The organism is Pseudomonas sp. FG1 (assembly GCF_034313875.1).
Classification (GTDB): Bacteria; Pseudomonadota; Gammaproteobacteria; order Pseudomonadales; family Pseudomonadaceae; genus Aquipseudomonas; species Aquipseudomonas veronii.
The window spans coordinates 4,589,948-4,610,313 of the sequence record NZ_JAVIWP010000001.1; the positions used below are offsets into that span (position 1 = coordinate 4,589,948).

Below are 20,366 nucleotides of genomic sequence, written 5' to 3' on the forward strand. Positions count from 1 at the left end.
TTGCCCAGCCTCTTTATCGATAATAATTCGCATTAGTATCGTTTAAACGAACGCTGCGACTTTTCGATTAAGGGACTTTTTCAATGGCTGCCCGGCAGGTTTTGCTCGACGAACTGCGCATACCAGCGGTGCGTGGCCAGCAACTGCTCATGACTGCCGCAGCCACTGACGCTGCCGCCTTCCAGCACCAGGATCTGATCGGCACCGCGCACCAACATCGGGTTGTGCGACACCAACACCACGGTGCGCCTGCCATGCAGCGCCTGCAGGCTGCGATTGACCCGTGCTTCGCAGCGCGCATCGAGGCTGGCGGTGGGTTCGTCAAGCAACAGGATCGGCGCCGGGGACAGCAGCGCGCGCGCCAGGCCGACCCGTTGCCGCTGGCCGCCCGAGAGTAATGCGCCGCCCGGCCCCACCTCACTGTGCCAACCCTGCGGCAGGCTGCTGAGCACCTCATCCAATGCAGCATCCTTGGCGGCGTGTTGCAGTTGCGCAGGCGTGGCTTGCGGCCGGGCCATGCTGACATTCCACAGCAGGCTGCCGGCAAACAGTCCGCTGTTCTGGAACACTTGCGTGAGGTGGTTGGCCAAGGTGTGTTCGCTTAGCTGGCGAATGTCCACCTGGCCGAGTCGTACTGCGCCGGTCTGCGGGTCCATGCCACGCCCCAGCAAGGCCAGCAGAGTACTTTTACCCGCGCCCGACGGACCGACAATCGCCGTGAACGTTCCCGGCGCGCAATGGATGTCCACATCCTTGAGCAACTGCTCGCCGCCTTCGCCGCAGATATTCAAGCCTTGCCCTTGCAAACTCGCATCCTGAGGCTGCTCTCCGGGGTGCGGGCTGTGCAGCGTCGGCACGGCTAACACCGCGAGCACTTGAGATAACGCCTGCCACGCCATACGCAAAGCCTGGTCCAGGTAAGCCAGTTGCGACAGCGGTTCGATGAAGCGCACCAGCAACACCAACACCGCCACCAACAGCGCGCCGGATAACTGCCCCGCCGCCACCGCCAGCACGCCACCTGCCAACACCAGCGAAAACACCACCTGCACCGCCGCCGCAAAGCCAAGCCCGCTGGGCAGCGCGCGGCGGTTGAGACGGTGCGTGGCCTGGTGTTGCTCGTGCAAGGCCTGACGCAACGCCAACTGGCCCTGGCTGGCATCACCGGCGCTGCGGATCAAGGCCTGTTGCTGCGCGAATGTCTGCAACAGCTGCCCGGCGCGACGGTCGACTTGCTGGCGCAGTTGCTCCAGCGCCAGGCTACGTCGCCCGGCCCAACGCAGCAGGGCGAACAACGGCAGATAAGCCAGGGCCAACGCCAGCGCCAAACGCGGTTCAATAAAGATCAGCCCCAGCACCACCATCGTCGGCGTCACCAGCGCCGTTACCAGCGGCGCCAGCAAGTGCGCCGGAATGCCCATGCTGTTGAACACCGGCCCGCGCACCAGGTCTTCCAACTGGCCCTGACGCGCCAATGGCAAGCGCGGCAGCTGTTGCACCAGTTGCGAGACCAGGCCGGCCGCCAACCCGGCTCCCGCCAGATAACCACGGCGCTGGGCAACGTAGCTGACCAAGGCTTGCAGCAACGTCAGCCCCAGCAACAGCAGCACACTTGGCTGCACACTCTGTTGATCGAACCAGGCCAGTATCAGCGGCACCAGCGCCAACCCCGCCAAGCCATCCAGCACGGCGGCCAGTAGCATCCAGCCCAGGGCGCCGCGCAGTACGCGCCGGGCCTGGTCGGGCAAATGACGCAACGGCGAAAGTACACTCATGACACGAACTCCAGTTGATCGGCCGTCGACATTTGCTCGTCCCACAGCTGGCGGTACAGACCGTCCACGGCCAACAACTGTGCATGACATCCGCGCTGCACAATGCGCCCTTCGCAGAGCACCAGGATCTGCTCGACATGGGCGATGGTTTCCAGGCGATGGGCGATGATCAGCCGCGTGCGCCCGGCTGCGTCGTCACGCAGTGCAGTACGCAAGGCGCGCTCGGTCTGCGGGTCGGTGGCGGAGGTGGGTTCGTCGAGCAACATGATCGGCGCCCGCGACAGCAGCGCCCGCGCAATCGCCAGGCGCTGCAATTCGCCGCCGGACAGCCGCACATCATCGTCCACCACGCTGGCGTAGCCCTTGGGCAACCCCATGATCCAGTCATCCAGGCAGGCCGCCTTGGCTGCGGCGCGAATCTGTTTTTCACTGGCGTGCGGCTGATACAGGGCGATGTTTTGCGCCAGTGACAGGCGCAATGCCCCCGCCTGCTGAAACACCAGCGCCAGATGCTGCTGCAATTGGCGGCTGGCGATCTGCCGAACATCCACCCCGCCCACGCGCACATGCCCGCTGTCGACGTCCATAAAGCGGGCGATCAAACCGGCCAAGGTGCTTTTCCCCGCGCCGGACGGCCCCACCAGCGCGGTGGTAGTGCCCGGCTCCAGGCGCAGGTTGATCGCCTTCAGTACCGTGACATCACCCTGGGAGAAGCTCACATCGAGCATCTCCACGCTGGCGTCCCGAGGCGATTGCGGCGTGTCGGGCTCGATCAACGGCGGTGTACTCAACACCTCCTGTAGGCGCCGGGCACTTGCGCGCGCGTTGTTCAGCGCATCAAAGCCGTGCCCCAGCGCCAATACCGGCGCTGCCATGGCGCGCACCAGCAGCAAAAAGCCGCACACCTGCACGGCGCCCACTTCGCTCACGCCGATAAATAGTGTGCCAAGTACCACCCAGGCCAACAGCCACGGTGCGCTGAGCAGGACCTGGATCAGCGCAGCAAGATGACCGGCGCGGCTCACCCAATGGCTGAAGCGCTGATCAAACTGCTGCACCGCCTCTTGCACACGGCGATGAATGCCCGCGCTGGGAAATTGCCGGACCAGGCCCAGGTTGCCGGCGAACTGGCTGTAGTCGCTGAACAACCGCTGGATTGCGCCATTGCGCTGGGCCACGTCCTCGCGGTAATGCGCCGAGCCCAGGCGCCAATAGCCCAACACGCCCAATGCCAACGGCAGCAGGCACCAGAGCGCCAGGACACTGTTGCTCCACAGCAGGTAGGCCAGGGTGGCCATGGGAATCAACAGCAGGTTGACCAGGTCGGTCGGCGCATGGCCCACCAGTTGGTGCAAGGCCCGCACATCCTGCTCGGCGTAACGGGTGACGCCCTCGGGCCCCAGCCGTGCAAACCAGCCCAAGGGCAAGCGTTGCAGATGCTCGGCCAGGCGCACGCGCAGACGGTCACACAGGTCGGCGTCCACCTGATGGGTCAGGTGCAAGGCCAGGGTCTGGCCGCACAACCACAGCGCTGACGCCACCACCGCCACCACCACCCAGTTCAGTGCCGAAGACGCCAGCGGCGGCGCCTGGCGCAAGCTGTCCGCCAGTTGCGCCAAGGCTATCAGCGGCAGCAGCGAGCAGATCCCGGCGACGGCCTGCAACGCGATCGCCGCCCCTAAGCGCGCACGGAAAGGACGCAGCATTTCGCTCAAGTGGCTCATCGGACGTGCTCCAATGCCTGGGCCAGGCCGGCCGCCGGTAACGTCAGCGACGGCTGCAGCGGGAACCCGAGCGCCGCCGTCACCTGTTGCCATAGCCTCACCACTTCCAGGCTGCGCTGTTGCAGGCGCGCCAGCCCCACCCCCCTGATCAGCGGTTGCAATGCACTGGCCGCAGCTGTTGGCCAGACGCGGCGGTAAACCTGCGCCCAATCCGCCGCCGCGGCCTCCAACACTTCGGCGCACGGCAGCGGCTCATCGGCCTGCGGCCCAAACAGGTCGAACACCCCGTCGGCATCTTGCACCGGCGCACGCACGGCCGGCAGCCACAGCAACGGTCCGTGGGGCGAGGCCAACAGCAACGTGCCGCTGTCAGTGGCGATGCTGATGCGCTGCAACCTCTGCATGCGCCCGTCATCATTGGCGGCCAACTCATTGAGCACGCGCAACGACACCGGCACTTGCGCCATGACCAGGCTGATATCCCGCCAGGCCGACAGCGCCGGTGCCACGCAGTCCACCGACCATGGGCCTACCGATTCCAACAGCGCCGCCAGCACATCGAGGGTCGCGTAACTCACCTGCACCGCGCAGTCGGCGTCGATATGGCGAATGCCCTGTTGACGATGCAGCTGCCGCGCCAGCTCGATGAACCGCGCCACGCACGGCAACTGCGGGTAGAAACTGTTGAGCAGGCAGCGCCGATGCAGGCGCGCCGCCGTGCTCAGCAGGTCTTGCAGTTCCTGGGGCAGCAACGGGTGCTCGATCAGCACATCAATGCCCCGCTCCATCAGCGCTTGCGCCAAGGCGGGGCCCTGTTCGCCCCTTGCTGCGCCGCCCACCGCTACGCAAGCCAGTTGTGTGTCGGCGGGTACGTGGGCCAAGGCATCGAAACACGGCACTTCGAGATAGCGAGCCAGTGCGCGGGAGCGACGACTGCCCTGCCCCAGCACCCCGACCAATTCCAGGTGCTCCGCCGCAGCCACACCAACGGCGTAGAACTGGCCGAAGCGCGAGCCCACCACCAGGGTTTTCACAGGCATAGTCATGGGCGTTCCTCCAGCAGGTAACGACTCAGCCCGGCGTTCAAGCACTCGAAGTGATTGCCGCGCAGGGTCTGCACAGTCAGCGGCGCCAACGACGCCGCCTGCCACCAGGCTTGCAGAGCGGCCTGGTGATCAGGGATCAACGGGTTGGCGACACTCGGCACAAACAGGCGGATGGCGCCCACATACGGCGCGCCATCACTGTAGTGACTGGCGCGCACGGAATGAGCGAACACCCGGTACAACTGCTCATCGGCAATGCCCTTGGCCGCCGCCAGTACGCGGGATTTGAGCGCAGTGGCGTCCAGATCCAGGTGTTTGTCGAGCAACTGTTCAGCCGCCGGCAACCCCAGTGCAGCAGTGTCCAGGCCCAGGGTGCCGGCGAAGCTGTAGAGCATCTGCACTTCATCCTCCACCAGGTACGGAATGCGGTAGCTCGATACGATGTCCACCCGACGCACCTCGGCGCCCAATTGCAGCAGGGCCTTGGCCAGCTCCAGCGTTACCAGCCCGCCGGAGCAGTAGCCCAGCAAGTCGAAGCGGCGCCGGCCGCTGTCCCACAGCGCCTGGGCATACCGTTTGCCGAGGGTGGCGTTGATATGCTCCGGCGGCAGGCTCAGGTAATCGTCGCTGTCATGCACCGCCAACCCCAGCAACGGGCCGCTGCCGGCCAGTTCGGCGATCAACCCGCGATACGGCAGCAGCGTGCCGAGCCCTTCATGCACCAGCACCCGCGCTGTGCCTTCACCCGCGGCCAGTTCCGTCAGCGCATCCACCCGCCCGCGCCCACCCAGCGGCGCACGGCGGGTGTCCAGGCAGGGCACCACTGCGGGGGCTTCACTGCTCGACTCACTGCGCAAGCGCTGGGCCAGGCCTTCCGGGGTCGGCTGGCTGAGAGCCCAGCGCAACAGGCGGTCGAAGGGTTGCGCACGGGCCAATGGCTCTTGCTCGCGCAAGCCGGCGATCAATTGCGCGATCAGCAGCGAGTCACCACCGGCGCCGAAGAAATCCTGATCCGCCGACACCCCACTGCAATCGAGTACTCGCTCCCAATGCGCGATCAAGCGCTGCACCAGCTCATCCGCCACTTCCGTGCGCGCACGGCGTGCCGGTTCGAGCTGGCGTTGCTCGGCTTGGGTGGTCAGTGCGCGGCGGTCAATCTTGCCATTGGCGGTGACCGGCAAGCGGTCGAGTATCCGCACCTGCGCCGGCACCATATAACGCGGCACGCGCTCGGCGATGAAGGCCAGCAACGTCTCCTGGCTCAGTAATGGCCGGTCGGTTTTCACGCGTGCGACCAACAGGTCGTAGCCCAGCAGGTGCAGCACGCTGTCGGCCGACGCCAGCGATTCGGCCTGGTCGCCGGCCTCGCTGTTCAGCCGCGCCAGCCACTGGTCCGTATGCACAAACAGCTGCCCGGAGGTGGCGCGCACGTCCTGCGGCGTCTCCATCATCAGGCTTTGGCTGATGCTGATTTCGCGGTGTTCGCGGGTCAGTTCCTGGATCACCAGCCAGGCATCGGCTTGCAGTAATTGGCGTAACCCGGCGAGCAGGCGTGGTGTATCCAGGGCGTTGTTCAATGCGCCGGAGCTGAGCAGCAGGTCCAGGGACCCCGCGGCAAGCCCTTGTTCGCAGGCGGGTTTGTTCATGTCGAACGGCATGAAGCGCACCCACGGATACGCGGCAAAGCGTTCGCGCGCAGCGTTAAGGAAATAGCTCGACACGTCGGAAAACACATAGTCGATCTGCACCCCGTCCGCCACCAACGGCGCCAGCGCCGGGATGATCAGCGCACTGGCGGCACCGGTGCCGGCGCCCACTTCCAGGATGCGCCAGCGGCGCTGGCTCTGGCGCGCAACGATCGCGCAAACCGCCTCGGCCATGGCCCGATGCAGCACTTGGGCATGCTGGCCACGGCTGTACATCGCCTCGGCAATATGTGCCGAGCCCTGCGGGAACATCAGGCTTGCCGGGCTCAGGCGCCCGTCCAATTGCTCGGCCAGGCGGGTCGCGCTGGTGCGCAGGTAATCGACCAATTCCAGCGGCCAAAGACCGCTCGGCGCCAGGCGGGCGAACTGTGCCCAGGCATCGTGCTGATTCAGGTCAGCCGTGCTGACCTGGCAGCGCCAACCGTCATTGTCCGCACACAGGTAGCCGCTGTCGGTCAACAACATCAGCCAATGCCGCAACAGGCGATGCTGACCCGCGTCGAGTTGCAAGGCCTGGCACAGCGAGTCGAATGCCACGGACTGCCCCGGGATCAGCAAGCCACTACCGCCCAACCAGTGCAGCAACGACACATCCGCCGCCCGATCCAGCGCCGCCAGTGCCGCCTCGATGGCGGCGCGCGGGCCGAAATCCGCGTGTTCAAGGGTGTGGCGTGCCTGGCGCAGGACTTCGCCCAGCTGCGTGCTCAGGTGAGGCGCAGGCGCGTGGGTGTGCAGGGTGACGAAGCTGCACAGCGAACGTTCGTGACGCTCGCCGAGCAACACCGTGGTACTCGCGGCGATCTGCGGATGGGCCAGCCAGCCCGCGTCGATTTCCGCCAGTTCGATGCGGTGACCGCGAATCTTCACCTGGTCATCCTGGCGCCCAAGAAACTCGATCACGCCCTCCGCGTCCAGGTAACGTCCCTGGTCACCCGTGCGGTACAGGCGACGCCCGCTGGCATGGGTGATAAACCGCTCGGCGCTGCGTTGCCGGTCTTCGGCATAACCCAGGGCCAGGCCGAGTCCGCCGATATGAATCTCACCACGCACGCCCACCGGGCACTGGCGGCCCAGCGCGTCGAGCACTTCCAGGGTCTGGTGCTTGAGGGCCCGGCCGTAGGGGATGCTCGGCAAGGCCGTATCTTCGGCACGAATGGGATGCTCCACCGACCAGATCGCGGCTTCGGTGGCGCCGCCCAGGCTGAACAACTGGCTTTCGGGCCAGCGTTGCCACCAGCGCGTCGGCAGCGTGGTGGGAATCCAGTCGCCGGACCACAGCACGCAGCGCGGCCCGGGGATTGCGCCGGGCTCGGTCTCCAGGTAATCCACCAGCATCTGCCCTTGTGCAGGCACCGAGTTCCACAAGGTGATGCCGTGTTCCTGCATCAATTGCGCCCAGTGCGAAGGATCGGCGCCGCGCTCGGGGTCGGGCAGCACCACCTGCGCACCGACCGCCGTGGCGCCGAAGAAGTCATACACCGACAGGTCGAAACTCAACTCTGCCAGGCCCAGCACGCGGTCATCGGCGTTCACCGCGTAGCGCTGGTTGATGTCATCGAGGGTGTTGACCACCGCGCCATGGCTGAGCATTACGCCTTTGGGCGTGCCGGTGGAGCCTGAGGTGTAGATGATGTAGGCCAGGTCCGCGGCCTCTACCGCCAGCGGCTCACGGGGTGGCCAATGCGGGTCGGCGGCAAGCGTATCGATGGCGATGCGCGGAAGTTCAAGGGTGTCCGGCCATGCCTGGGCTTGCAGGACAATCACCGCGGCAATCCCCGCGTCGCGCAGGATCGCCTCGCGGCGCAAGGCCGGTTGGCGGATGTCCACCGGCACATAGGCCGCGCCCATCTGAGTAATGCCCAGCACCGCCATCAGTTGCCAGGCGCTCTTGGGCAGCATCACCGCCACCCGCGCCCCCGGCTGCACGCCGAGCGCTTCAAGCGCCTTGCGCACCGCGGCGGCATGCTGGGCGACCTGGCGATAGCGGTAACGGCCGTCGCGGTCACTGATCACGAGGGCATCCGGAGTTCGCCGCGCCTGTTGGGCGAAGCCGTCGGCGATATTGCGCGCTGGGGCGCTGGCGTGGATTGGCGGGTTTGCCTGCTGCGCGGGCAGCACGATATCGCCACGCGCTTGCCATAATTGCGGGTCGCAGGCCAAACGTTGCAGCAAGTCGACGTAGGCTGCGAACATCTGCGCGGCCATGCCCTCGGGCAACACGCCGATGCGGACATCCCAGCCGATCTGCAAACCGCCGTATTGGTCGCTGACCTGGCAGTCGATCCACACTTGCGGGGTTTGGCTGATCATGTAGCTGGGCGGCTGCAACACACGCCCGGTATCGCCGAGCATGCGTTCGACGCTGCCGATGCCACTGGTGAACACCACCGGCATCAGGTCGGCGCCACGCCCTCGCACACGGGCCAGTTCGCGCAGTACCTCAACGCCGGTGAAGCGGCTGTGGTCGAGGTCATCGAACAGCTGCGCGCCGATACGCCGCGCACGCTGGACAAAACTGGCACCCTCGGTGCCGTCCACCGCGAGCAGGCTCAGGGCGGTGAAGTCCCCCACGACCTGGTCCAACTGCGGGTGCAGGTTCGGCCGGTTGAGCACGGTGAGGTTCAGGCAAAAGTCCGGGCTTTGGCTCCAGCGCCCGATCACCTCGACAAACGCGGCCAGCGTCACGCCCGCCGCGCTGAGGCCTTGGGCGCTGGCAAGGGCGCACAGGGCGTTCCATTGCCCGCTGCTCAACACGCCATGGTGGTGGGCGAAACGCGTGGAGCCCAAGCCCGCGTGCTCGCTCAGCGGCAGGTCCGGACGCCCGGGCAGGCTGTCCAGGCGCGCCAGCCACCACGCCTTGTCGGCGTGCCAGGCGGTGCTGCCGCGCGCTTGCTGTTCGTGCTCGAGGTAGTCGCGAAAGGTCGCTTCCAGCGCCGGCCAGTGGCGCGTCGGTTCCAAGTAGCGCTGGGTGAGTTCTGCCAGCAGCAGTTGCAGGCTGGCGTAGTCGAACAAGGTGAAATCCACCGAACAATGCAGGATTGCCTGCTCGCGTCCCACGCTCAGTTCGGGCAGCAGGATCGGCCATTGATCGAGCGCATGGCAGGCATGGTCCAGGCGCTTGCGCACGCTGTTCAGGTGCGCCTCGAACGCCTCGGGCGTGGCGTCGCGGCGGTCATGCACCGGCAGCTGTTGCCATGGCACCTGGGCTTGCACACGTTGCTGATGGTTATCGACCACCGCGCGCAGCATCGGGTGACGTTGCACCACGGCGTTCCAGGCCTGTTCAAGGTGCCCGGTGTCGACGTTCGCCGGCCACGGGTATTCGACATACAAGTGGCAAGCGTTGCCGCCATAGTCAAAGGCCGGGTTGCGCCCCAGTACATAGGCGCCCTGTACCGCGCTCAAGGCGAAGGGTTGCAGCGCCTGCTCCGGCTGTGCGCGCCATTGTTGGGGCGCAAGATGCACCAGCAGCGCTGGCCGCTGGGCGCGAATACGCTCCGCCAGGGCTGAGTCCAATGCGCCTTGCGGCGCGCGAAAATGCAGCTTGCCGTCAGTGGCCCAGAGTTCGATCTGGCGTTCACGGCAGATGTGCAGCACATCATCCAGGCTCATAACACGCCCTCCTCGATAGCCACTTCGCCGCTGCGCACCAACAGCGCGGCCATGCCTGCCAATGTCGGCTGCAGGTAGAAATCGCTCATGCGCAGGCTGGCGCCCAGTTGTTCACGCACGCTGGCCAGCAGCCGCGTCGCCAGCAGGCTGTCGCCGCCCAGGCTGAAAAAACTCGCCTGGGCGCTGCGCACCGGCCGTCCCAGGATGGCCTCCCAGCACGCTGCCAGGGGCTGTAGCTCGGCACTGAGTTCGCCGTCTTCGTTGTTTGCCGGTTGCCTGCGTTGCAACGCGGCGCTGAGGCTGGCGTGCAGGCGCGCGCGGTCGATCTTGCCGTTGGCATTCAGTGTCAGGCGCGGTACGGACCACAGATGTTCGGGCCGCATCGCCTGGGGCAAGCGTTGTTGCAGCCATTGGTCGAGGCTTTCAGCGGTCAGGGTTTCATTCGCCGCACGCGCACTCAACAGCAGCATCGCGGGGTTTTGCCACAGGCATTCCAGGTGGCGAAAACCGCTCTGGCCGAGCAGGTGCGCCAGTTCGGCAGCGTCAGGCAATACCGGTGCGCGCTCATCCAGCAGCGCCGCGCTGACCAGCCGCAACGGCGAGTCGCGCAGCAGGTCGGCCAGCAACAGGCGGCCTTGCGGCTTGAGCAGTGCCTGCGCCAGATTCAGCCCATCGCCGGGCTGAGCATAACTGTGCAAGGCCGCGAAGCTGATCACCACGTCGTACTGTGACCAGTGTTCAGCGGGCAGCACGCCCTCCACCAGCAGTTGGCTCGCCACGCGCCGGCGCTTGCCCACGCTGGCGGCCAGCAGGCCGGGGCTGCTCTCGAACAAGGTCAGTTGCACGTCGCGCGAACTCGCGTGGTTCAGCCATTGCTCCAGCAACTGCCCGCCGCGCACATCCAGCACCGCGACTTTCAGCGGTGTGCCGCGGTGTTGTTGGAGCGCCTGGCTCAGGGTGTCCAACACCTGGCGGCCCGCCGGCAGGTTCAACGCCATGGCCTGCGGTGCCAGCAACGGATCGAATAACACTTGCGAGGCGCCGTCTTCGGTGCGCAATAGCACCTGCAAGGCACCGACCATGCGGTGCAGATCCGCCTCGCGCCACCCTAAGTGCGCCAACGCGTCGTGCAGGCTGAGCGACTCGACATGCTCGGCCAGCCACTCGCGCCACGTGTCAAGCAGGACGCTGGGCGGCGGGTCTTGCAGCAGGCGGCGCAACAGCTGCGCAGTGACCTGGTGTTCTGCGGCCAAGGTGTCGTCGAGCATCGAGACGGCCGGCAACGCCTGCGCCGATGCAGATTCAGGGCTGATCACCACGGCCGCGCCGAGGCTGCCGTTCAACACGGCGGCACAGGCGCTTTCAACCCGTGGGTGGGCGGTGAGCGCCGCTTCGATTTCCCCCAGTTCGATACGCTGCCCGCGCAGCTTGACCTGCTGGTCCATGCGCCCGAGAAACTCAAGGGTGCCATCAGCCCAGAAGCGCCCGCGGTCGCCGGTGTGGTACCAACGCCCGTGCTCATCACTGCGAAAGCGCTGTGCGGTCAGCAACGGGTCATTGCGATACCCCCGCGCCAGGCTTGCACCACCGATCAACAGTTGCCCGATCACCTGGTCCGGCACATCGCGCCCGGTGGCGTCCACCACCCGATACGCCTGGCCGGCCAAAGGCTTGCCATAGGGAATCGACGGCCAGTGGTCGGGGACCTCATCAATGCTTTGCAGGTTCGACCAGATACCCGCCTCGGTGGCGCCGCCCAGGCCATACACGCGGCACTGCGCGGTGGCGTGGCGCCGCAGGCGTGCGGCGAGGTCGAGGGCAATCCAGTCGCCCGACAGCAACACCGCCCGCAGGCTTCGGTAATCACAGGCATCGGCGCCGACGCCCAGGGCCATTTCCAGCAATGCCGGGGCCGAATTCCACAGGCTCACGCGGTGTTCGGCGATCAGTTGCGCCCAACGCGCCGCATCGCGGGTTTCTTCAGGTTGCAGCAGCACCAGGCGAGCGCCCTGCCCCAGCACGCCAAACAGATCGTACACCGACAAGTCGAAATCCAGCGCCGACACGGCCAGCAGGCAATCATTCGGTGTGACCTGCAGTTCGGCCTGCACCGCGTCGATCGTGTTGATTGCGGCGCCATGGCAGACTTCAACCCCTTTGGGAATGCCGGTAGAGCCCGAGGTGTAGATCACATACGCGCTGGCGCGCGGCGATAGCGTTTTCGGCGCGGCCAATGGCGCGGACTGCTCAAGCACCGCCGGGTCAAGCCATTGCAGCGCGTTGCCCGGCGGCTGATCGGCAATCACTCGGGTGATGCCCGCAGCCGATTCGATCAGGCTGCGCCGCGCAACCGGCTGTGCGGTGTCCACCGGCACATAGCAACCACCGGCCGCCAGCACGCCGAATACCGCGGCGATCTGGCGAGGCCCACGCGGCAGGCAGACCTCCACTGCCTCGCCCTGACGCATGCCCGCCTCAAGCAAACCCGCCGCTATACGCAGGGCTTGGGTAGCCAGATCGTTATATGTCCAGCGTTGCGCGCCGCAGATCAGGGCGAGTGCGTCGGGTTGTCGGGCACTTTGGCGAAAAAAGTCTTCGAGCAGGCCACGCCCCGGCGCCAACGCCGGCAGGCTGTTCTGCTGGTCGCGGCGCGCCTGTTGCGCCAGCGGCAACAACACCGGTTGCGGCTGGTTCCAGTCGCTGTCGGCGAGACGCTGCACCAGCTCGACATAGGCGCTGAACATCGCCTGCGGCACGCCTTGCGGGAACAGGTCGGCAACGCTGTCCCAGGCCAGCAGCACGCCGTCCTCAAGCCGATACAGTTGGTGGTCGAGCCACACTTGCGGGGTTTGCGAGAGCATGTCGTGCAGGTCGCCAAACACCTCGCGAAAGCTGGCGGGGACAAAACCCGAATCGCTCAGGTTGCAGGAAAACACCACCGGCGCGGAACGCGGATGACCTTGGCGACGTGCCTCACGCAGCACTTCCAGCGCGGGAAACGCCGCGTGGTCGATGGTGGCGTGCAGGTCGCGCTGGTAGCGTCGGGCGCCTTCGGCAAACGGCAACTGCGGTGCGTCTTCACACGCCACCAGCAGCAAGGTGGTGAAGTCGGCGATCACCTGATCGATGGATGGCTGATCATCGTGACGGTCGAACAACGGCACATTGAGCAGGAAGCTCGACTGTTCACTCCAGCGTGCCAACACCGCGTTGAATGCCGTGGCGAACACACTGGGCAACGTCAGGCCATGGGCCGTCGCCTGGCGTTGCAGGCGTTCGACTTCTGCGTGACTGAGTACGTAAGCCTGGCGGGTAAACCGTGGCGCACGGATCGATTCCGGGGCACAGGCCAGCGGCAGTGCGGGGCCGTCCGGCAACTGCGCAAGGCGTTGGCACCAATACTCACGATCTCGCGCATACGCCTCTGCGCGACGTTGGCGGCGCCGGCCCAGGTAGTCGGCAAATTGCACGTCCGGCGCGGGCGCAAGCGCGGCCGGCGCCTGATAGGCCTGGCCCAGTTGCGCCATCAACAGGCGCAGGCTTTCCACGTCAACCGCCAGCAGGTCGACACTCAACCACACACGATCACGGCCTTCGGGCAACTGCACCAGGCCGACCAGCAACACCTGCCCCGCGTCCACGGCCAGGCATTCATGCGATCGCCATTCACGCAGCGCGTGCCAGGCGTCTTGCGCAACCGCTTGAGTGTGGTGGCGCCAATCCTGATGGTCGAATACCGGCAATTGCGTTGCGCCAAGAATGCGTTGGCGGCCGTCGTTGAAACTGGCACGCAACATCGGGTGACGCGCCTGCACGCACTTGACCGCCGCTTCCAGGCGTTGCGCATCGATGCCCTGGCAGTCGAATTCCAGCCATGCGTGGCAACTGATATTGCCCAGCACTTCGGCGGGCCCGCGCCCCAGCCAGTACGCCTGTTGCACCGCGCTGAGTTCAAAACTGTCGTCGGCTGCGCTCAACGGGGCGACATCAGCCACCTCCACACGTCGCACCACCTGGCCATGCAGCAGGCCAAGCCAGGCCGCGAGGCTGGGTTCGGCGCTGAGTTGGGCGAAGTCGACCCGCAACCCATGGCTACGCAGGCGCTCCTGCAAGTACATCAGGCGGATGGAATCCAACCCGCAGCCCAAGAGGTTTTCCTCATCGCCCAGGCTGTCGATTTCTTCCACGGTAGCGCCCAGCAACTGGGCAAGGTGTTCGATCAGCCATCTGCGCAGTGCGGTGGTGTCTGCTGTTGTCAGCTCGCTCATGAAAAGCTTCCTGTGACCCGTCTAGATAAAGTCCCTGGCTCACCAAGATGGAAGCCATTCTCAATTGGAACTCTATCGCAAGCGGTTTTTCAGAAAGCGCTCAGGGCTTTAGATAAACAGGCCTTTTCATTCGATTCAGAGACACCGTGCCGTGATCAACGGATTTCGCTCGGCGATACACCGTAGCGTTTGCGAAAGGCAATGGAAAAATGCGCCGGGCTGAATCCCACGCCGTAGGCGACGGTAGACACATTGCTTTCCTCGTCGCTGAGCATGCGGTGGGCTTCGTTGAGACGATGTTCGTGCAGGTAGCCGAACACGCTGGTACCGAACACTTTGCGAAACCCCGCCGTCAGTTTGCGCGGGCTCATGCCCACGTGACTGGCCAGGGCGTTCAGGCTGGGCGGTTCGAGCAGCGAGCGCACCAGACGGTCCCGGGCGGCGTGTACACGCTCCACATCCGACGAGGTGATGCGCAGCTTATGCTCCGGCTGCCCGCGCTCACCGAGCAGGAACTGCGCGCTCAACGCGGTCAATTCCAGCGCCTTGCCACCCAGGTACAACGAGCGGCTCGGGCCCTGCATCGGGCATGTTGCAATTTGCGTGGCCAGTGCCTGCATCGCGCGCGGAGCCGGGCGCACCATCATGTACGGGTCGCCGCCGCCACTGCTGAGGAGCTTGCGCGGGGCCAGGCCGAGATGGCGGTCGAGGGATTCGAGGTCCAGCTGAACGATGGTGTAGCGCAGTGGCGTGGTGGTGCCGTAGATCTGCGACGAGGTGAACTCGCCGTCGTTGACGATGGTGCACAGGCTCGGCCCCTTGATCGACTGCTCGCTGTGCCCGGGGATGCGGCACGACAGCTCGCCACTTTGCACCAGAATCAACTTGAGGCCGCGCTCCAGCGGGTCCTCGACCCAGTTTTCGCTGTCTGACCACAACGTGCCGGTGACCAGGGTCATGTGCGGGTCCAGGTAGACCGTTCCGGGTTGGTTGCCCTTGGGTTCGGCCTGCGTCTCTTGTCGACTGGGGGCGATGATCGTAATAGTCATTGGGTTTTCCCTTGATCCTGAGGCCATTACGCGGGGCCTGACCTGAATGAGGAGGAGGCTTTTAAACCGTAAACCTCCCTGTTTATAGCCGCTGTGTATTTCATCTAATGAAAAAGTCACAGGTCCGAAAGCCTTGGCGTTGAGAAGCGCTCGGCGAAGGACAATGATAATAGATCTCATTTAGATGTTTGTAGCCAATTATTTCTACAAATAGGGGATTCCATGTCATTGCACACCTGCGCACCCGATTCAGACAGCGTTGGCGACGCGCCCGACTGGCCTGCCGCGTTCGCCGAACGCTACCGCCAGGCCGGTTACTGGCAAGACCAGACCTTCGCTCAGGCCCTCGATACGGTCGCCGCGCGCACCCCATCGGCCATTGCGATAACCGACGGCCCCTTGCACCTCAATTACCGCAGCCTGGCAGACCGCTGCCGGCGCCTGGCTGGCGGTTTGCACGCGCTGGGGATCGCAGAGGGCGACAATGTGCTGGTGCACTTGCCCAACGGCGCTGCGTTTATCGAAGTGTGCTTTGCGTTGTTCCGCCTGGGCGCCCGGCCGATCCTCGCCCTGCCCGCCCACCGTCAACATGAGATCGGCGGCTTTTGTGGCTTTGCCCAAGCCTCGGCCTACATCGGCTGCGCACAATTGGAGGGCTTTGATTGCCGCTCGATGGCGCGCCGACTGGCCGCTGCCAACCCGCTGTTGCGCCATGTGGTGATCGACGGCGACGCGCAGGAGTTCACCGCGTTGAGTGGGCTTTACAACAGCGCGCCGCTGGAACGCGACGCCGGTCGCGCCGACGCCGTGGCGTGTTTCCAGCTGTCGGGAGGCACCACCGGCACGCCAAAGTTGATCCCGAGGCGGCACGCCGAATACCTCTATAACGTGCGCGCCAGCAGCGAAGTCTGCGAACTGGATGCGCGCACCGTTTACCTCACCGCGTTGCCCATGGCGCATAACTTCACCCTGTGTTGCCCGGGTGTGATCGGCACCCTGCTGGCCGGTGGGCGCGTGGTGTGTACGCGCCGCTCGGACCCGGAGTCCTGCTTTGCGCTGATCAGCGAGCAGCGGGTCACCGTCACCGCCTTGGTGCCGCCGCTGGCGATGCTCTGGCTGGACGCCCAGGACCAGCGCCAGGCCGACCTGTCCAGCCTGCGCGTGCTGCAAGTGGGCGGTGCGAAATTGCTCAGCAGCGCGGCAGAACGGGTCACGCCGACGCTGGGCTGCACCTTGCAACAAGTGCTGGGCATGGCCGAGGGGTTGTTGTGTTTTACCCGCCTGGATGACCGCCCGGATCTGCTGCTGCATACCCAGGGCCGTCCGCTGAGCGCCGATGACGAAGTACGCATTGTCGATGAACAGGGCCAACCGGTGCCCGAGGGTGAAGTGGGTGAACTGCAAGTGCGCGGCCCCTACACCATTCGCGGCTACTATCGCCTGCCCGAACACAATGCCCGGGCGTTCACCGCCGATGGATTCTATTGCAGCGGTGATCGGGTCAGGCGCACCGCCGACGGTTACCTGGTGGTCGAAGGTCGTGACAAGGACCAGATCAACCGGGGCGGTGAAAAAGTCGCTGCCGAAGAAGTGGAGAACCTGCTGATCGGCCATCCCCAGGTACACGACGCCGCGCTGGTGGCGATGCCGGATGCGGTGCTCGGCGAATCCACCTGTGCCTTTATCGTCGCCCGTGACCCGGCGCCCTCGGCCTTCGCACTCAAGCATTACCTGCGCGGCCACGGCCTGGCGGCGTTCAAGGTGCCGGACCGTATCGAGTTCGTCGCACACTTCCCGCACACCGGCGTGGGCAAAGTCAGCCGCAAAGACCTGCGCGAGCGCCTGCGCCAGGCCTGGCTGCAGAGTGCCGCTTCGTGAACCTGCACGACGAACGCTGGGTACGCGCTTATCGACTCACGCCCATGCCACGCTGGCGATGGGTGTGTTTCGCGCATGCCGGGGGCAGTGCGAGTTTCTTCCGCGACTGGGTCCATGCCCTGCCCGCCGACATCGACCTGTTGGCCATCCAATACCCGGGCCGCGAAGACCGTTTCAGCGAGCCGTGCCTGACCGACATGCAGCGCCTCGCCGACGGTGCCGCGCACGCGTTGTCGTGTTACGCCGACCGGCCGCTGGTGTTGTTCGGCCATAGCCTGGGGGCGGTGGTGGCGTATGAAGTGGCGACGCGCCTGGAACAACGGGCAATCGCCGTCGACCACCTGTTCGTGTCCGCCCACCCGGCGCCGCAGCGCCAACGCGGCGGGCAGTTGCACCTGGGCCCCGACGCGGCCTTGCTGGACGATGTGCGGCGCCTGGCCGAGCGCCCCAATGCGTTGCTGGAGAACCCGGCCCTGTGCGAATTGTTCCTGCCCGGCTTGCGCAACGATTACCGCATCGTTGAAACCTACACCTGTACACAACCGCGGCCACTCAAGAGCCGCATCGGGGTGTTCTACCCCGAGCAAGACCCGGAAATCGAGCTTGATGAAGCCATGGCCTGGCAAGCCGCCAGCCACCAGCCACTGCACCTGCAACGCTGGCAAGGCGGACATTTTTACCTGGTCGAACAGCGCCAGGCACTCATCGACGCCATCGTCGCGACGCTGTCGACCCCATCGCCCTCCTTGAAGGAAACCTGTCAATGAAAACCCCCGACGCCTGTGATGGCCTGCAGGACATCCGTCACGCCATCGATTCACTGGACCACCAGATCATCGACCTCATGCGCCAACGCATGGCTTACGTCAAAGCCGCCGCGCGCTTCAAGCCGACCGAAAGCAGCATCGCCGCGCCCGAACGTGTTGCCCAGATGCTCCCGCAACGCCGCGAGTGGGCCGAGCAGGCCGGGCTGGACCCGCACTTCGTCGAAACCCTGTTTGCCCAGATCATCCATTGGTACATCGGCCAGCAAGTGTTGCACTGGCGCGCGATGAGAACGCTGGCATGAGGGCCTTTGCACAGTTGCACGCCCATGCCGAGGGGATGACCGAGGTGTTCGAGCACGCCCAGCGGCGTGCCGTCGAACAAGGTGAACCGGTGTTGGCCAGTTACTCGATGAGGATCGCCCCGCTGGACTTGCTGGCGCTGTTTGGCAGCGTCGACCAACCTGGCGCCGAGTGCCTGTTCTGGCGGGCCCCGGAAGACGACAAAAGCCTGTTCGGCTGGGGGGTGGCGGCGGAGCTGAGCAGCGCGGGCCCTCAGCGTTTTGCCTCGGTCGATGCGCAATGGCGACACTGGCTGCAAAGCGCAGTGATACACGGCCCGCTGGCGCCTTCGGTGTGCGGCGGCTTTCGATTCGATCATCAGGTCAAGGCCAGCCCCGCCTGGCAGGGTTTTGGCGATGCGTCCCTGTGGCTGATGACGCTATTGTTGGTGCGCGACGGTGCAGACTGTTGGCTGGTGTGCCAACAGCGCGTCGCGCCCAGCGATGCGGCGCGTTGCTGTTGCGAGCACGTACTGAAGGAGTGGAACACGCTGATGGATCGCTACGTCAGCGGCGCGCCCCCGACGGCTGCACGGCAGCACACCCGCGACCAGAGCCTGCCGCGGGCCTGCTGGGAAAGCAAAGTCGCGCATGCCCTGGACGTGTTGCGCGACACCGCGTTGAACAAGGTGGTGCTGGCGCGGGAAGTGGTCAGCGAATTTTCCCGGCCTATCAGTGCCGGGCGCACCTTGGCTGCCCTGGCGATCAACGACCCCACGGCGTACTTGTTTGCGTTTCGACGCCACCACGCGTGTTTTATCGGTGCCTCCCCGGAGCGCCTGGTCAAACTGCACAACGGTCACCTGCAAACCCTGGCGCTGGCGGGCACAGCCCGGCGCGATCCCTGCCCGGAGCAGGATGCACAACTGGCGCAAACGCTGCTCGACTGCCAGAAGAACCAGCATGAGCATGCCGTGGTGGTGCAGATCATTCAGCGTGACCTGGCGCCCTGGGTACGCCCGTTGCACGTTCCCCCGGCGCCGCACATCAAGCGGCTCAGCCGCGTGCAGCACTTGGCGACGCTGATCGAAGGCGCACTGCGCCCGCAGAGCAGTTTGCTGGACATGGTCGCAGTCCTGCACCCGACGCCCGCCGTCGGCGGCCATGAGCGCGGCCAGGCGCTGGAGCATATTCGCCAATTCGAGGGCTTTGACCGTGGCTGGTACGCGGCGCCGTTAGGCTGGCTGGATGCCCACGGCAACGGCGAATTCATCGTCGGTTTGCGCAGCGCCTTGCTCAACGGTAACCAAGCCCGTCTATTTGCCGGCTGTGGCATCGTCGAACACTCCGACCCTGCCAGCGAATACGACGAAACCTGCATCAAATTGGCGGGCATGCGCGCCGCGTTGCAGGTATAACCCGCTGCCCGATGCTTGAATCAAGTCCGGCGCAGGCCTACCCTGCACACGGAAAATTCACCCTCTGAGTCAGGAAGACCTTACATGTGGGATGGCAACGTTACCTTTGGTGATTCATGGGCCGGCTACATTGGCCGCGCGGATCAGAACACTGCCCACTCCCATGTTGCCATTCAGCTGTGCATCGGCGTACACCAGCCCGTCACCCTGGAGCTGCCCGGCCAGTCGATCCGCGCGGCCGGCGTGATCATCGGGCCCAATGTCGAGCACCGTGCCGTGCCCGACATTCATCCGGTGGCCTTTGTCTACGTCAACCCGGATACCCCGTTGGGGCGTGCGCTCAACGCGTTGCTGCAAGACAATGGCATCGCCCTGGCCAGTGACGAACTGCTCGAGTGCTTTCGCCACTCCAGCTCCCTGTCTCAGTTTGTGGAAGCGCTGGGGCGCTTGCTGGCGATTACGTCGCCCATCGACCAACGCCTCTACAAGGCCTTGAACATTCTGCGCCTGGACCGCGACGGTCCGGGCTCCGTCAGCCGCGCCGCGAGTGCGGTCGGCCTGTCCAGCCCGCGCTTGCGCTATGTCGCCACGCACCAGATGGGCGTGTCGCTGTCCCAATGGATCATCTGGAACAAACTCGAGCGCGCGTCCAAATCCCTCGCTGACGGTTCCACCTTGTCGGATGCCGCTGCCGACGGCGGCTTTTCCGACCAGGCGCACTTGGCCCGCATCATGCGCCGCATGATTGGCATGACGCCCCGCACCGCTGCCAGGGTTTTGCGAAAGACAAGCGTTTCGTTCAAGACGCATTGATATCAAAAAGCCAATATCGATCGCATCTTATT

11 protein-coding genes are annotated in these 20,366 nt (G+C 65.2%); 5 read left to right on the top strand and 6 right to left on the bottom strand.

Translation table 11 applies throughout. The annotated features are described in order from the left end of the window. Nucleotides 1–80: 80 nt before the first annotated feature. The 6 genes from RGV59_RS20990 to RGV59_RS21015 all read right to left on the bottom strand — a co-directional run bounded on the left by RGV59_RS20990 (nucleotide 81) and on the right by RGV59_RS21015 (nucleotide 15,180). Nucleotides 81–1,775, bottom strand: a complete 1,695-nt coding sequence (locus tag RGV59_RS20990; RefSeq protein WP_046489529.1) for an ABC transporter ATP-binding protein — start codon at nucleotides 1,773–1,775, stop codon at nucleotides 81–83. Next, nucleotides 1,772–3,499 carry an ABC transporter ATP-binding protein gene (locus tag RGV59_RS20995; protein WP_126585248.1) on the bottom strand — a complete coding sequence of 576 codons (1,728 nt, stop codon included), beginning with the start codon at nucleotides 3,497–3,499 and terminating at the stop codon, nucleotides 1,772–1,774. Before RGV59_RS20995 ends, RGV59_RS20990 begins: the two co-directional genes overlap by 4 nt. Further along, nucleotides 3,496–4,545: a Gfo/Idh/MocA family oxidoreductase gene (locus tag RGV59_RS21000; protein WP_126585249.1), complete on the bottom strand. Its 1,050-nt coding sequence runs from the start codon at nucleotides 4,543–4,545 to the stop codon at nucleotides 3,496–3,498. The genes RGV59_RS20995 and RGV59_RS21000 overlap by 4 nt, the downstream gene beginning before the upstream one ends. Further along, entirely contained in the window at nucleotides 4,542–9,863 is a 5,322-nt protein-coding gene (locus tag RGV59_RS21005; protein WP_322247038.1) for a non-ribosomal peptide synthetase, read from the bottom strand. Before RGV59_RS21005 ends, RGV59_RS21000 begins: the two co-directional genes overlap by 4 nt. Continuing rightward, on the bottom strand, nucleotides 9,860–14,131 hold the full coding sequence (locus tag RGV59_RS21010) for a non-ribosomal peptide synthetase (RefSeq protein WP_126585251.1): 4,272 nt from the start codon (nucleotides 14,129–14,131) through the stop codon (nucleotides 9,860–9,862). Before RGV59_RS21010 ends, RGV59_RS21005 begins: the two co-directional genes overlap by 4 nt. Nucleotides 14,132–14,286: 155 nt before the next feature. Then, complete coding sequence (locus tag RGV59_RS21015) at nucleotides 14,287–15,180, bottom strand: helix-turn-helix domain-containing protein (protein WP_017849084.1); 894 nt, start codon at nucleotides 15,178–15,180, stop codon at nucleotides 14,287–14,289. Between the two features lie 222 nt (nucleotides 15,181–15,402). Between RGV59_RS21015 and RGV59_RS21020 the strand changes: the two genes are divergently transcribed. From RGV59_RS21020 to RGV59_RS21040, 5 genes are all read left to right on the top strand, one after another. Then, on the top strand, nucleotides 15,403–17,058 hold the full coding sequence (locus tag RGV59_RS21020) for a (2,3-dihydroxybenzoyl)adenylate synthase (RefSeq protein ID WP_126585252.1): 1,656 nt from the start codon (nucleotides 15,403–15,405) through the stop codon (nucleotides 17,056–17,058). Next, nucleotides 17,055–17,825, top strand: coding sequence for a thioesterase II family protein (locus tag RGV59_RS21025; RefSeq protein ID WP_269432650.1), 771 nt, complete (start codon nucleotides 17,055–17,057; stop codon nucleotides 17,823–17,825). The genes RGV59_RS21020 and RGV59_RS21025 overlap by 4 nt, the downstream gene beginning before the upstream one ends. Beyond that, nucleotides 17,822–18,127, top strand: a complete 306-nt coding sequence (locus tag RGV59_RS21030) for an isochorismate lyase (protein ID WP_017849081.1) — start codon at nucleotides 17,822–17,824, stop codon at nucleotides 18,125–18,127. The genes RGV59_RS21025 and RGV59_RS21030 overlap by 4 nt, the downstream gene beginning before the upstream one ends. Continuing rightward, nucleotides 18,124–19,521, top strand: a complete 1,398-nt coding sequence (locus RGV59_RS21035) for an isochorismate synthase (protein ID WP_126585253.1) — start codon at nucleotides 18,124–18,126, stop codon at nucleotides 19,519–19,521. The genes RGV59_RS21030 and RGV59_RS21035 overlap by 4 nt, the downstream gene beginning before the upstream one ends. 84 nt (nucleotides 19,522–19,605) lie before the next feature. Beyond that, nucleotides 19,606–20,334, top strand: coding sequence for a helix-turn-helix domain-containing protein (locus RGV59_RS21040; RefSeq protein WP_017849079.1), 729 nt, complete (start codon nucleotides 19,606–19,608; stop codon nucleotides 20,332–20,334). Nucleotides 20,335–20,366 lie beyond the last annotated feature (32 nt).

What these genes read in the sequence shown, in the direction of transcription:
- RGV59_RS21020 (WP_126585252.1), top strand. Translation starts at nt 15,403, where the DNA reads ATGTCATTGCACACCTGCGCACCCGATTCAGACAGCGTTGGCGACGCG.
- RGV59_RS21030 (WP_017849081.1), top strand. Translation starts at nt 17,822, where the DNA reads ATGAAAACCCCCGACGCCTGTGATGGCCTGCAGGACATCCGTCACGCC.
- RGV59_RS21005 (WP_322247038.1), bottom strand. Translation starts at nt 9,863, where the DNA reads ATGAGCCTGGATGATGTGCTGCACATCTGCCGTGAACGCCAGATCGAA.
- RGV59_RS21040 (WP_017849079.1), top strand. Translation starts at nt 19,606, where the DNA reads ATGTGGGATGGCAACGTTACCTTTGGTGATTCATGGGCCGGCTACATT.
- RGV59_RS21010 (WP_126585251.1), bottom strand. Translation starts at nt 14,131, where the DNA reads ATGAGCGAGCTGACAACAGCAGACACCACCGCACTGCGCAGATGGCTG.
- RGV59_RS20990 (WP_046489529.1), bottom strand. Translation starts at nt 1,775, where the DNA reads ATGAGTGTACTTTCGCCGTTGCGTCATTTGCCCGACCAGGCCCGGCGC.
- RGV59_RS21015 (WP_017849084.1), bottom strand. Translation starts at nt 15,180, where the DNA reads ATGACTATTACGATCATCGCCCCCAGTCGACAAGAGACGCAGGCCGAA.
- RGV59_RS21000 (WP_126585249.1), bottom strand. Translation starts at nt 4,545, where the DNA reads ATGACTATGCCTGTGAAAACCCTGGTGGTGGGCTCGCGCTTCGGCCAG.
- RGV59_RS20995 (WP_126585248.1), bottom strand. Translation starts at nt 3,499, where the DNA reads ATGAGCCACTTGAGCGAAATGCTGCGTCCTTTCCGTGCGCGCTTAGGG.
- RGV59_RS21035 (WP_126585253.1), top strand. Translation starts at nt 18,124, where the DNA reads ATGAGGGCCTTTGCACAGTTGCACGCCCATGCCGAGGGGATGACCGAG.